The 12,714-nt window shown below is 35.7% G+C and carries 11 protein-coding genes; 3 read left to right on the plus strand and 8 right to left on the minus strand.

From position 1 onward, the window contains the following. Positions 1–101: 101 nt before the first annotated feature. The 5 genes from ACEN31_RS00230 to ACEN31_RS00250 all read right to left on the minus strand — a co-directional run bounded on the left by ACEN31_RS00230 (position 102) and on the right by ACEN31_RS00250 (position 7,982). Positions 102–4,466, minus strand: coding sequence for an FtsX-like permease family protein (locus tag ACEN31_RS00230; RefSeq protein WP_407108270.1), 4,365 nt, complete (start codon positions 4,464–4,466; stop codon positions 102–104). Between the two features lie 24 nt (positions 4,467–4,490). Continuing rightward, the gene (locus tag ACEN31_RS00235) at positions 4,491–5,192 is read right to left on the minus strand and encodes an ABC transporter ATP-binding protein (RefSeq protein WP_407108271.1); all 702 of its coding nucleotides are present in this window, start codon (positions 5,190–5,192) and stop codon (positions 4,491–4,493) included. 18 nt (positions 5,193–5,210) lie between these two features. Then, the gene (locus tag ACEN31_RS00240) at positions 5,211–6,401 is read right to left on the minus strand and encodes a class I SAM-dependent rRNA methyltransferase (protein ID WP_407108272.1); all 1,191 of its coding nucleotides are present in this window, start codon (positions 6,399–6,401) and stop codon (positions 5,211–5,213) included. A gap of 24 nt (positions 6,402–6,425) precedes the next feature. Then, positions 6,426–7,601 (minus strand): hypothetical protein, encoded by a 1,176-nt coding sequence (locus tag ACEN31_RS00245; RefSeq protein WP_138404335.1) that lies wholly within the window; start codon positions 7,599–7,601, stop codon positions 6,426–6,428. Between the two features lie 171 nt (positions 7,602–7,772). Then, positions 7,773–7,982, minus strand: a complete 210-nt coding sequence (locus ACEN31_RS00250; RefSeq protein WP_407095096.1) for a CsbD family protein — start codon at positions 7,980–7,982, stop codon at positions 7,773–7,775. Between the two features lie 198 nt (positions 7,983–8,180). On the opposite strand from ACEN31_RS00250, the gene ACEN31_RS00255 reads away from it, so the two are divergent. Beyond that, complete coding sequence (locus ACEN31_RS00255; protein WP_407108273.1) at positions 8,181–9,203, plus strand: glycosyltransferase; 1,023 nt, start codon at positions 8,181–8,183, stop codon at positions 9,201–9,203. Between the two features lie 41 nt (positions 9,204–9,244). Here ACEN31_RS00255 and ACEN31_RS00260 read toward each other — a convergent pair whose 3' ends face one another. From ACEN31_RS00260 to ACEN31_RS00270, 3 genes are all read right to left on the minus strand, one after another. Next, positions 9,245–9,580 (minus strand): hypothetical protein, encoded by a 336-nt coding sequence (locus ACEN31_RS00260; RefSeq protein ID WP_138404338.1) that lies wholly within the window; start codon positions 9,578–9,580, stop codon positions 9,245–9,247. 19 nt (positions 9,581–9,599) lie between these two features. Then, complete coding sequence (locus ACEN31_RS00265) at positions 9,600–10,424, minus strand: HAD-IIB family hydrolase (protein WP_407108274.1); 825 nt, start codon at positions 10,422–10,424, stop codon at positions 9,600–9,602. Positions 10,425–10,539: 115 nt separating this feature from the next. After that, positions 10,540–11,550 carry an alpha/beta hydrolase gene (locus tag ACEN31_RS00270; RefSeq protein ID WP_407089373.1) on the minus strand — a complete coding sequence of 337 codons (1,011 nt, stop codon included), beginning with the start codon at positions 11,548–11,550 and terminating at the stop codon, positions 10,540–10,542. A gap of 149 nt (positions 11,551–11,699) precedes the next feature. On the opposite strand from ACEN31_RS00270, the gene ACEN31_RS00275 reads away from it, so the two are divergent. Both ACEN31_RS00275 and ACEN31_RS00280 read left to right on the plus strand, forming a co-directional pair. After that, positions 11,700–12,386 carry an AzlC family ABC transporter permease gene (locus ACEN31_RS00275; RefSeq protein WP_407093578.1) on the plus strand — a complete coding sequence of 229 codons (687 nt, stop codon included), beginning with the start codon at positions 11,700–11,702 and terminating at the stop codon, positions 12,384–12,386. After that, positions 12,383–12,709 (plus strand): branched-chain amino acid transporter permease, encoded by a 327-nt coding sequence (locus ACEN31_RS00280; RefSeq protein WP_197104132.1) that lies wholly within the window; start codon positions 12,383–12,385, stop codon positions 12,707–12,709. The genes ACEN31_RS00275 and ACEN31_RS00280 overlap by 4 nt, the downstream gene beginning before the upstream one ends. Positions 12,710–12,714 lie beyond the last annotated feature (5 nt).

A 12,714-nucleotide genomic window follows, 5' to 3' on the forward strand; every position in this document is an offset into this window, starting at 1 on the left:
CTAACAAGCAAATTATTTTTATTTCAAAATAAAAACTCCCAACGATTCTAAAGTCAATTAACTTAGAATTCATTGAAAGTTTTTTGGAAAATATTTTGTTATTAATCTACACCTTTAAGTGCTTCAACCATATCGATTTTTTTCAGTTTAAAGTGCATAGCCACCATGACTATTGCAGAGAATGCTAAGGATATGAAGAATGAAGCGATGTAACCGCCTATTGAAACACTTGGATGGAACAAGACGTCCATCATTTGCATTGTTTTTAATAAGTAAGTATTTAAGATCGTTCCGAGCACTAAACCAACTAAGCTACCTAAGACTGTTAGTACCAATACCTCGTTAAAGATATACATACTTACTTCTCGGTCATAGAATCCAAGTACTTTAATCGTAGATAATTCTCGGATTCGTTCAGCAACGTTAATATTTGTTAAGTTATACAGAACGACAAAGGCTAATGAAGCCGCTGAGATAATTAGAACTAATGTAATTAAATCTAAACTTCCCATTTGATCTGCGATACTTTCAGCAAGTGTATTCAAATCGACAGTCGTTAAGACATTATCATTGTCCATAATCGATTCTTCAGTTTCTTTTTGACTGACACCTTCTGTGTATTGAACTAAGTAAGCATTTTGACTTAGTTCTTCCCCAAAGATAATTTCATATTGTTCAGGATTAACATAGAGGTAGTGAGAAGCATAGTTTTCTACAACTGTAAAATCTTCTACAGTAAACTCTTCAAAGTCTTCATTTTCTAAGGTAAATGAGTCGTTTTCTGATAAATTCAGTAACTCACCCATTCTTTCCGTGACAAATGGACCTTTATCTACGATGGCATTTGGAATTGGTTCCTGGCCTCTTTCGCGTAATGTAACGTAGTCCGAGAATGATTCTAAATCACCTAGAGGAACTGTTACAGTAACGGATTGTGTCTGACCATCTTCCAATTCTGCATCATACGTTTCAAGTAGCGCTGGCATATAGCCCTCTACGCCATCCATCTCTGTGAGTGTTTGATTCATGTCCTCAACTTCAGAATCTTCTAAATCGTCATTAAGGTATACCATGCCATCATATGTTTGGAGTTGATTAAATTGACCATCCACAACACCAGATATTGTATTACTAATTCCGAAACCTGTTACGATCAACATCGTACACCCTGCAACTCCGATAAGTGTCATCGAGTTACGTCCTTTGTATCTTAGTAGATTTCTCACTGTCATTTTGGTATTAAATGATAATCGATTCCAAATACTTGGTACACGTTCTAGTAATAATTTCTTACCTGATTTCGGTGGTTCCGGTTGTAGTAGATTAGCCGGTTGGGTACGCAACATTTTAAGTGGCGTATAGATTGCAGGGAATAAAGCTGTCGCCAAGGCTATCAGTGCTGCAAGAATATTCCATTCCCATAAGATTTCAATCTCAGGCGCATCGAAATAATACAACATATTATATGCATTTAAGATAACACCTGGAAAGACTGCATAACCGATGATTAACCCAACAACGATACCTAATATTCCGGCAATACCGGCATAGACAACAAATTTCTGGATAATCGTTCCATTGTTATACCCTAGTTGTTTCATTGTTCCCATGTAATTCCTTTGTTCACTTGCCATACGTTTAATTGTTGTGAAAGTCACTAAGATAGCTATCGCAAAGAAAAACACTGGGAATATATTAGAGATGACATTTAGTTGTTCTGCATTATCATTTAAACTTTGATAGGCACTTGAACTTCCACGTTTCTCCACTACATAGGTTGGCTCTTCTAAATCATTTAGAGATTCTTTAGCTTCAGCAATATCTGCTTCAGCCTGCTCTAAATCTTCTAAGGCATCTTCTTCTTCTGAGATAAATTCATAACGATTTAAGTTATACTCAGCGTCACCTTGCATCAATTCCATTCGACCAGCTAGAGCATCTTCACGACCTGTTTCAAGTTCTCTTTGCCCTGCAATAAGCGTATTGTATGACTCGTCGATCACCCGTTTACCATCGACAAGACTCGCTTGTCCTTCATTAAATTGTGAAATACCTTCATCTAAAGCTTGTCGACCTTCAGTGATAGCAGCATATGCTGTATCTAACTCACTTTGACCTGCCGCACTTTGAGCATTCAGCTCAGTCCAACCTTGGTTAATCGTACTTTGCGCTGCTTCTAATTGACTCAAACCAGCATAATATTCATTCCAACCAGCTGCTAATACAGAACTTTGTTCATCGAGTGTCGCTTGTCCCGTTTGCAACATATTCACTGCCTCAACTAATTGAGTCAATTCAGATTGAATTTGACCTAAGTCCAATTCCGGAGGTAGTTCATTTAAACCACCATCTTCGAGAAGTTGATCTAATTCAGCTTGCGCAGTCGTCAGAGCCGCTTCCGTTTGACTGAGCTGACTATTAAGCTCTTCAATTTGAGCTTCTAAAGAATTGAATCGTTCAATTTGTTGATTCAACTCTGCCAGTTCTGAGTTATTTTGTTGAAGTAAAGTGCTAAATTCATTCAATTCATTTCTTTGTGTTTGTATATCACTTTCAATTTGAATGGATTCCGCTTCAGTTAATTCTGGATTTTGTAATTGTGATTCTAATGCACTGATTGCTTGTGATAATTCAGCCATTTGTTGATTATAAGACTCAATCTGAGTTAACAATTCATCTCTTCGTGCAATAAGTCCCGAAATATCTCCAATATTATTGTATTCTGTTTGGAGTTGGTTTAATTCCGTTTCGATGTTTGTTAATTGCTGTTCTAATTCACGTATTTCAGCTATTTTATTAATTAGCTCATTGTCACTTCCAGAAGGGTTTTCTGGGAGTGTTTCTGTTTGAGTCTCTAACTCAGCTATTCGATTATTTAATAATTGTAGAACATCATCAATTGAAGTTGCTGGGCTCAATTCAGTTCCAACAAGTTGTTCTAGTAAAGTGATTTGTTCTGTCGAAAGTTCCAAATCAGCTAACGTTTGCTCTAGCTCTTCAGCCTCACCTAATTCATTGACTATACCTGTGAGCTCTTGAAGATTCTCTCTTAAGATATCTCGTTCAATATTTAATGAATTAATCCAAGATACAATATCCGGATTTGTTCCGGTATCCGATTGCTCAAGAACTTGAAGGAAGCCGTTAATAACATCAATCTGATCTTCAATTGCAGCTAACAATTGCTCTGGTGGTATCTGATCGTTTGTAGCAAGACTTAATTGGTCTAGCAATTCTTGTCTTCCGGCAGCCAATTGACTATAACCGGCATCAAGTGCCGCTTGGCCTTCAACCAATTGTGAATAACCTGCTTGAGCTTGCGATGCTGCTTGATCTAACTGTGCTTGTGCATCCGTTAATTGTGACTGAGCAGATGCGATTTCTTCATTAAAGGTCGCCAGTCCTTCTTCATATTGGGCCAAGCCTTCTTCATAAGTTTTTTCATTATAATTCAGTTGTGCCCGTGCATCCGCAAGTTCTAACCGACCTTGTTGATACTCTTTGATTCCATCATTCAGTTCTTCTTCTCCGCTTTCGATGTCAGCAATCCCTTGATTAAGTGTTCTTTGGCCTTCGAATATTTCTTGATGCCCCTCTGATAAAGTTGCTTGAGCATCTTCTAAAGCTTCACGAGCATCTTCTAATGTTTGGTAACCATCAGCCACTTCAGTTTCCCCTTCATCGATGGAAGTCGCAATTTCATCTTGCAGCTCCACAATTCGTACTTCAGGTCTACCTTCTAAGTCTTCTTCAAATGAAGCCACAGTCTGATCGACAATTTGATTATATTCTGGTGTATAGGCTTCGTATTCTCTCGCATCATCTACCCAATAATATGCTTCAGAGTATAAATCTCCACTCACTGCTTGATCACTAATAATTCCAAAGACATTAGCCGATCCGCTTCGTGTCATTCTTTCTATATAAAGTGGATTACGAGCAAAGCCGACCACTTCGAACTCTTCCGTCTCCAATGTGAAACCAGCACTGTCCGAATTATCTAGTGTAATTCGATCACCTATTTGGATAGGTGAATCCATTTGTGCATTAAGTGTTTCTAGATATTTTGTATCGAGGACAATCTCATCCGTATCTTCAACCATTCGTCCTTCAAAAATCTTGAAGAAATTTGTACTCTCATCACCATTGTAGGTGAATATCTTCGCATTCTCTTCACCAGGACTGACAATAGCATTAATGGACTGCATGGGTAAGATAGTGACGTCTTCTTGAATGTTTAGCAAGTCAATATCTGTGTCATTGAGCCCAACCGTTGATAATATGTGTCCATCAGGCATATTATTCTCTTGATATACTTCTCGAGCAGTTCTTACCATGGAAGGCCCTGCGGCTCGAATTCCAACGAAGAAAGAGACACCTAAGGCAATGATGGCAAATATTGAGATAAAGCGAGGAATCGATTCTTTTATTTCTCTTAAATTATCCTTCCATAAAGCAGAATACATAGTATTCCCCCTTCTTGATACTAATTACCATTTTATTTCATCTACTTTTAGAGGCGTTTCATTTATAACAATATCGTCTACTTTCCCGTTTCTAATCTTTATTACCCGATCTGCCATCTCTGAAATTGTTGTATTATGAGTAATAACAACAATGGTGGAATCGGTATTACGGCTTGTATCTTGCAATAATTTAAGAATTTGCTTACCTGTCTCGTAGTCTAATGCACCCGTAGGTTCATCGGCTAATAATAATTTTGGCTTGCTGGCAATAGCGCGAGCAATGGATACACGTTGTTGTTCTCCACCTGAAAGTTGAGCTGGAAAATTATCCGCTCGGTGGTCTAACCCACATTGCTTAAGGACATCCATCACATCCGCATCACTATTAGATATTTGAATCGATAACTCAACGTTTTCTTTTGCGGTTAAATTAGGCACAAGATTATAGTTTTGGAAGACAAAGCCAATATTATTTCTACGAAATGTTGTTAATTCTTTGTCTGAATAATCACTAATATCTTTTTCAGCAATAATAACCTCACCGGATGTCGCTTTATCCATTCCACCTAATATATTTAACGTTGTGGATTTACCAGCTCCTGAAGGTCCCAGTATTACAGCGAATTCGCCTGATTCGATGGTGAATGTGACACAGTCATTTGCGCGAGTGACTACTTCACCGCTTTTATATTCTTTTACTACATCATTTAGTTCTATATAACTCATCTAATCTCACCTCTATTACTAATCTTCGCGATAAAATACCAACACCTTGAGGTAACTACTTTCTTCATCTGGACTTGTTGGAAAGTCTTCTGGAAGACTGAATTGTTGGATTAAATAATAAGTTCCGTTCAACTCTTGCGTTGCCGCAACCATATCATCTCGGAAATCTTCTAAAGCATAACCACTATGGTTGGTACTTAATATCGTCATCCCATTTGGATTTGTTAATTTAAATAATTGTTTTGCTAAGTTTGAATAGTCTTCTTCGACTCTGAACATTTTCTTTTTAGTTCGAGCGAAGCTTGGAGGATCACTAACAATTAAATCAAATGTAATGTCATTTTTGGCTGCGTAATCTAAATAATTAAAGACATCCATCACACGAATCTCATGTTTAGAATCTTCAACTTCAATATCATTTAACGCAAACTGTTCTGTTGTTAATTCAATGCTGCGGTTGGCTACATCAACACTCACTGTATGGTCGCTTCCACCAACTGCTGCGGCAACCGAGAATGCACCTGTATAACTAAAGATATTCAATACAGACATACCATTCGCTTGAGTCTTAATAAAATCACGCACGTCTCTTTGGTCTAAAAAGATTCCTGTCATCCAACTTTCACCTAAATGCACAGCATAGTTAAGATTATTCTCTTTAACGACTAATGGATCCGGTGCTTCGGCGCCACTGACTAATTGAATGGGTTCTAAATCATCTGTTTGGAAGCGGAGCGTCTCATAAACTCCCTTAACTTTAGGTAATAATTGTTTTATTGCTTCAAAGAACCAATGACGGTATTCATAAATCCCTTTAGAATACCAATTAATTTGAACGTAGTGGTCGTACCAATCAATGGTCACCCCACCAATTCCGTCCCCTTCACCGTTAAATAAACGGAAAGCAGTCGTTTCGGTACTATTAAAGAATGCTTCGCGTTCTTCAAAAGCTTCTTCTAAGACATAATAGACTAAACTGTCGTTCCAATATTCATCTTGATAAGTGGTAATTAACCAGCCAACACCTTTATTTTGGCGTCCGACTAACATTTTCCCTAAGAATTGATTGTCAAAATCATGTAAGATGACGACATCTCCTTCAATAAAGTGTTTTGCTTTATCTTCGTTTTGGAAATCCTTCGCTTTAATTAATTTTCCACCTTGTTTAATTCGCTTTGTCGCAAGTTCTCTTAATTTATATTCTGCCATTTTGAACACCTTATTCTTTCTCTTTTAATTTAATAACTGTGTGTCGTTGTCATAACGTTGATTCTCAGCGGTTAACACTGATTCCATCAAATATGAAAATTCACTCATTGTCATTTTATTCAATTCATTTATTTCTGGTATCTTTTCTTCTGATGGTGTCATGGATAATTCTAAACGATAATTAAAAGATTCGATATCTGCTGTTTTATTACTGAATATATTCAGCATAAATTGTTCATAAAGACCTGTTAATGTTGCGTTATAACTACCTACCTCAGGATTTATACTAATAGTTGCTTTGGTTAATTTATCTGTCACGTGATTTGTACTAATATTACTTTCCCACTGATAATCAGCTGGAAACTCTCGATTATCCAACCTTCTCGAAGATATTAAGTCATCTGTAATTTGTGAAGACAATGTCGACTGAAATGTTAGTCCTCGTGAGTTTTCAGTGATATTAAATTGTTGATTCGGAATAACATCATAAGAAATGTGTCGATCATCACTTTCGTTAATATCCACATTTAAACTATAATTCAAACTGAAACTGCCCGCATTTTGATAGAATCCACGTGGAATCTCAAGTCTTTCCATATCAATAATCGTGCTATCATTTAATTGATAGATATCATCCGTAGAGATATCCTCTATTTGAGATAAATCTGGAAAGTATAATAAATTATCGATTAACTCTTCATTCATATTAATCGAACCTAACTCATCTTGATTAATTGCAATGTAGTAATTATTGAATTCATTTAGTTGGTTTTGAACATTTTGAGGAAAATACGTTTGCTCAAAAAATCCCGTATCCGTTAATAAATTGATTGTATTAATGTAAGCTAAAGAAAATTCACGATAAGAAACGATGTCATAAGTTGAGACTGATTGTGTATTGTCTTGTCCATATTCATAAATATCAAACGTTAATCTTGCATCCCCACTTATAGAATCAGCAAGAATCTCACCTTCAGCAAGTAATTTGTTCGAATCAACATTCATATATCGCAAAGTGATTTTATATTTATCTGATGCTTCTAATTTATCTAATACTTGCTTAAAATCTTGATCAACTTCTTCTCGTATGGCGAGCTCTTCTTGCATTTCTTCATCTTCAGATGCTTGGGCAAACTGTATTGGATAATTAATGAATGAAATGAGACTCAGAGATAACAATAATTTCTTTAATTGACGCATAATTATTCGCTCCTGACCTTTTTACTCCGCTTCATATATTAGCACATTATTTCGAACTGAGTATGAATTTTATCTTCTTTATTATCAGCTACTACGCTTACATTAAAAAAGCATACACTTTTAGTTTTAGACACTAAAAATGTATGCATTTAAATCACAAGAAACGATTAACTATCTTCTATCTTTATCGTCGTTATTGAAGGCATCTTTCACACCGTCTACCGCACCTTTGACAGTATCTTTAACGTCATCTAGGGCTTCTTTAGCTTTACCGCTATTTTTTTGTGCTTTTCCTTCTGTTTCACGTTTTTTATCGCCAGTTACTTTACCTGTAACTTCTTTTGTTTTTCCTACAACTTGATCTTTTTTATCTTCTGACATATTTTTCCCCTCCAAATTTTTATTATTTCTTTATTCTTATATTTTATTGAAAAAGCAGTGCTATTGTCAATTAATAGGCTTTTTCTCCGGTTATGACTATCATTATTTTGATAATGAAAGAAATAAAATAATGACGACAGTAAAACTTGCTAAAAAGCTTTTCATGTTCTAAACTAAATTTAGTTAAAGGGGTGTATTATGAAAGTATTACTATATAGCGAAAACTTGAAACAAATTAATAAATCTGGCTTAGGTAAAGCCATTCAACACCAGAAAGAAGCTCTTTTTTTAAATAATATAGAATATACAACTGACATAAATGATACGTTTGATGTTCTTCATATTAATACGTATTTCCCAAAATCATATTATGTCGCATATAAGTTAGGGCATAGTGGCATCCCTGTCGTTTACCATGCTCACTCAACCGAGGAGGATTTTCGAAATTCATTCATCTTTTCAAACCAAGTCTCTCCATTGTTTAAACAATGGTTGATTCAGGCTTATCGTCAAGGTGATATTCTCATCGCTCCTACACCTTATGCTAAAAAGTTACTTGAATCGTATGATATCGGACGAGAAATTGTGAGTGTATCAAATGGGATTGATTTGCGCCGTTTCAATCACGTAGATAATGCCAGAGAACTGTTTCTTGAAGAGTTTAATTATGAATCTGATGACTTTATCGTTATGGGTATTGGCTTATATTTAGAACGGAAAGGGATTCTGGATTTCGTGGAATTGGCCAAGCGCATGCCACATGTTCAATTTATTTGGTTTGGTTATACTGATCTAAAACTTGTGCCTGACAATATTAAACAAGCGATTCAAACGGACTTACCAAATCTAAGATTCGCTGGTTATGTCCCTAATGATTCCATCATACTCGCTTTACAAGGATCTGATTTATTCTTATTCCCAACGATGGAAGAAACAGAAGGGATTCCTGCTTTAGAGGCCTGTGCAACAAAAGCAAACTTTATTGTTAGAGATATCCCAGTATTTGATGATTGGTTAATTGACAAGAAACATGTCTATAAAGGAAGAGACATTGACGATTTCGAACGATTAATCGAACAATTTAGATTAAATGACTTGCCTCCTTTAGGCGAAGCCGCCTATGAGGTTGCTAAAGAGAGAAATCTCATCGAAATTGGCAAGCAATTAAAAGACGTCTACCAAAAAGCCATCGAAATTAAACTCGAGGAAGAAAAAAACTGAAGTAGATGAATGGCTTATTGCCGTTCATTTACTTCAGTTTTTTATGCTTTCTTAATTAAATGTGTATCCAAGAATTTATCCAATTGCCCCTTATCTCTCGCTGTTTGCCCTTGAGAGATGTTTGTCGGGTTTAGATATAAACGCGCTTGCTCATTGTTATTTTCATCAAATGCAGCAACTGCCTCACCTTCATCTTCGTCGAACACTCGATCCACGTGATGATAAGTACTTTCTAATATCTCTTCGACATCCATTGCGATTGCATCGCGCAATACTTGATACATCTCAGCTTGTGCTTCAGGAATATAGAATATATCTACTTTTACTAAGTCTTCTTGCTCAGTTTTTTTACCTTTTTGTCTTCTCTTTTTTGCCAACTCGCTTCCACAGACCTTTCTATCTTTTCTTATGGATTAAGTATTTATTCATAAATTCCATAGAATCATTTAAAAGAAGTTCCTCTAGTAAATTTATCACAGAAGAATCTTCATTTGTTCCAATTTGGTAGGTTGTCGATAACAATAATTCATGATCAGCATTGCCCATTGCGATATTGTAATGGGCTTCTTTCATCATACTTTCATCATTTAAGCTATCGCCAAATGCCATTGTATCTTCTTTTTTAATATTGTATTTTGTCTGTAATTTTCTTACAGCACTTCCTTTACCGCCATCTTTTGAGTATACATCTAGCCAACCGTCACCACTCGTTACCGAATCAATGTCTTCAAAACGTTCTTTCAAAATACGCGTCATTATTTTATTTCGATCAAGTGAGTGCGTTGAATAAATCGCGAGTTTAGTAGGCTTTTCTCCTTCCGGTAAATCTTCGAACTTTTCAATATAGGCTAAAGCATTATTATATTGAGAAATGTGTTCAAAGGCTTGATTTCCAGTATTTACCATAATGTGGAAACCTTCAAATTCATCAACAAAGGATGCAATTTTATAGAGAGTCTCTCTATCCACAGTCGTTGTTGATAACTCTTCATTATTTTTTACTATAAAATTCCCATTATCACAAGCAAAGTATAAATCTTTTTGATCTTCTTTCGAGAAGTAGTCAATAATTTTGTGATAACTGTTCCCAGTTGCTATACAAACCAATACATCTCGGCCTTTCAGCGTATGAAGTGCGTGATTAAAACGTTCGACGTCGTAGCTTTTGTCTTTTCTCAACAGAGTTTCATCTAAGTCAATTACAATTAATTTTACAGTCATTATAAACTCCTTATAAGATGTCCATTTCGTATTAATAGTATCATATTTAGTCACTGGTTTTAAATAGATTTACTTCCAAAAACGTTGTAAACCTTTCCAACTAATGCTGACCTTCTTATTTTTCTAGAGTTTTATTAATGATAGCGCTAATGATTTGTCGTGCTTCTTCGCCTTCTGGCGTCGGGTACACGGGATAGATATGATTCATCTTCTCAGCAATATATAAATCGTGTTCAATATTATCTTCTTTTAAACGGTTCGCAAATTGAAGGATATCTGGATAAAAAACTTCATGCGTCCCAACAAATAACGTAATACGTGCTAAATCACGACCACTAATAAGCATTGGACTCACGAGTGGATCATCGATACGCCCCTCTTTTCCTACCCAATATTCACTTGCTAAATTCAAGCCAATTTGACTGATCATCGGATCCAATGGCTCTAAATCTGGAATTTCTGGATTCTCGTTGGCAATATCTAGCCACGGTGATAAGGCGATGATTTCATCCGGTTGCTGGATACCTTCTTCCCTTAATGCATCTGCCAGACCTAAAGCCATACCTCCGCCAGAAGAATCCCCCATCAAGATAATTGGATTGTCATTCACATTCTCTTTAAGCATTTGCTTGTATAATGTTAAGACATATGGAACAGACTCTTTATAAGAGTATTTCGGTGTTTTTAAATATTGTGGGAATATTACTTGAGCATTCGTCTTCTTCACTACTGAACGTAAGAAGAAGTAGTGAGTTGGATAAGGCGGAAAGGCATAGCCACCACCATGTAAGTAAAATATTATGGGTTGCTTTTCCTTTTTCTTATTCCATGAAAAAACTTGCATGGGCCCATGATAGCTTTCTTCTACTTTATGCCCTACCATGATATCTGGTTTAATTTGTGGTTTGGTATTCCATTTGATGAAATCATCAATGCGGTTTTGATGTTCGAATAGCTTTCGCTGCTCTTCTTTCATTCCGTAAACAAATAGACCTCGTTCAATTAGCCAACTTGATAGGGATTGATTTTTATACTTAGGAAACAGTTTAGTTGCTAATAGAATTCCTCCCGCAACAGTGAGTCCTGCCATCGATATTTTTTTTAGTGTTGAATTTTTCTCCTGCAACCATGCTCCTCCTTTGAATTTTGTTCTTGTCTTATTATTGTATCAAAATGTTTGTTTATTGATAAATCTTATGATTATGTTTACTAATTTGACTATTTATGAGAAAATAATTAGACTATATCTAATTTTTTTAATTTAGGAGGACTTTAATGAAAGAAGCATTTAAATTTGCGTTCCCCCATACTATCCCAATTATGGCGGGCTATATCTTTTTAGGGATACCCTTTGGATTATTGGCTGTGAGTCAAGGTTTCTCGCCATTATTTGCTATTTTAATGAGTGTGATTATTTACTCAGGTGCAATTCAATATGCTGCCATTGATGTATTTTTAGCATCTTTTAATCCAATTAATGCAATAATACTTACGTTGATGGTAGGTGCTAGACATATCTTTTACGGTATTGCAATGCTTACAAAGTTTAGTAAATTAGATTCAAAAAAATACTATACCATCTTTGGTTTAACTGATGAGACTTTCTCGGTGCTTGTTTCTATTGATGTTCCTGAAAATCTCAGTCGAGATTGGGTGTATTTCTTCATTACTTTACTCAATCAAATGTATTGGGTTTCTGGAACCGTTATTGGCGTCCTCTTAGGAAGTATGATTACAATTAATCTTGAAGGGATTGATTTTGTTCTAACTGCACTATTTATTACTATCTTTGTTGATCAATGGTTAAATAGTTCTAGTAAAGTTCCTGCCCTTGTTGGAATCTTATCTGGTTTGCTTTGCTTAGTACTATTTGGTGCAAACAATTTTATGATTCCTGCGATGGTATTTATCGTTGGCTTCTTCTTATACCGCTTTAATAAGAATGGGGTGGCTCGTCAATGACACAAACCCAACTTTGGATTACATTTGCTATAATTGCGGGTCTTACGATGCTGACCCGTTTTATAACTTTTATTATTTTTCCGGCCGGTTCTCAACCACCTAAGGCAATTATTTATTTAGGTTCTGTATTACCCACTGCTGCCATGGGCTTGATTATTGTATTCGCGTTGAGAAATACACCTGTCCTCACTTATCCTTATGCTATCCCTGAAGTGATTGCTTCTCTATCTATTGTCATTATTCATTATTGGAAACGAAATACAATCTTAAGTATTTTAGTTGGAACCGTTATTTATATGTTTCTTATACAAAGTATCTTTTAACAAAA

This window comes from Ruoffia sp. FAM 26255, from assembly GCF_045528525.1.
Lineage (GTDB): Bacteria > Bacillota > Bacilli > Lactobacillales > Aerococcaceae > Ruoffia > Ruoffia tabacinasalis.

What these genes read in the sequence shown, in the direction of transcription:
- ACEN31_RS00245 (WP_138404335.1), bottom strand. Translation starts at nt 7,601, where the DNA reads ATGCGTCAATTAAAGAAATTATTGTTATCTCTGAGTCTCATTTCATTC.
- ACEN31_RS00275 (WP_407093578.1), top strand. Translation starts at nt 11,700, where the DNA reads ATGAAAGAAGCATTTAAATTTGCGTTCCCCCATACTATCCCAATTATG.
- ACEN31_RS00235 (WP_407108271.1), bottom strand. Translation starts at nt 5,192, where the DNA reads ATGAGTTATATAGAACTAAATGATGTAGTAAAAGAATATAAAAGCGGT.
- ACEN31_RS00240 (WP_407108272.1), bottom strand. Translation starts at nt 6,401, where the DNA reads ATGGCAGAATATAAATTAAGAGAACTTGCGACAAAGCGAATTAAACAA.
- ACEN31_RS00265 (WP_407108274.1), bottom strand. Translation starts at nt 10,424, where the DNA reads ATGACTGTAAAATTAATTGTAATTGACTTAGATGAAACTCTGTTGAGA.
- ACEN31_RS00230 (WP_407108270.1), bottom strand. Translation starts at nt 4,466, where the DNA reads ATGTATTCTGCTTTATGGAAGGATAATTTAAGAGAAATAAAAGAATCG.
- ACEN31_RS00250 (WP_407095096.1), bottom strand. Translation starts at nt 7,982, where the DNA reads ATGTCAGAAGATAAAAAAGATCAAGTTGTAGGAAAAACAAAAGAAGTT.
- ACEN31_RS00255 (WP_407108273.1), top strand. Translation starts at nt 8,181, where the DNA reads ATGAAAGTATTACTATATAGCGAAAACTTGAAACAAATTAATAAATCT.
- ACEN31_RS00280 (WP_197104132.1), top strand. Translation starts at nt 12,383, where the DNA reads ATGACACAAACCCAACTTTGGATTACATTTGCTATAATTGCGGGTCTT.